The 236-nt window shown below is 57.6% G+C and carries 1 rRNA gene; it reads right to left on the minus strand.

Annotation, left to right across the window (positions count from 1 at the left end):
• A 5S ribosomal RNA gene (gene rrf, locus NR201_RS22625) occupies positions 1–69 on the minus strand; the annotation flags it as partial.
• Positions 70–236 lie beyond the last annotated feature (167 nt).

Below are 236 nucleotides of genomic sequence, written 5' to 3' on the forward strand. Positions count from 1 at the left end.
GGCGCTACGGCGTTTCACTTCTGAGTTCGGCATGGGGTCAGGTGGGACCACCGCGCTAAAGCCGCCAGGCAAATTCTTTGTGCTCTGTCCTGTGTCTTTTGTGCTGATGCTGCGTTGGCCGCCCTCGCGCTACTCCGTCACATACTTCAGTATGCTCCTTCGTATCGCTCGGTTGCCGCCTTGCCTCAGCGCAAAATCCTTCGGACTTCAGTCCGCAGGACACAACTGTATCCGGT

It is taken from the genome of Pantoea sp. Fr-CA_6, assembly GCF_024520895.1.
In the GTDB taxonomy this organism is placed as follows: domain Bacteria; phylum Pseudomonadota; class Gammaproteobacteria; order Enterobacterales; family Enterobacteriaceae; genus Pantoea; species Pantoea agglomerans.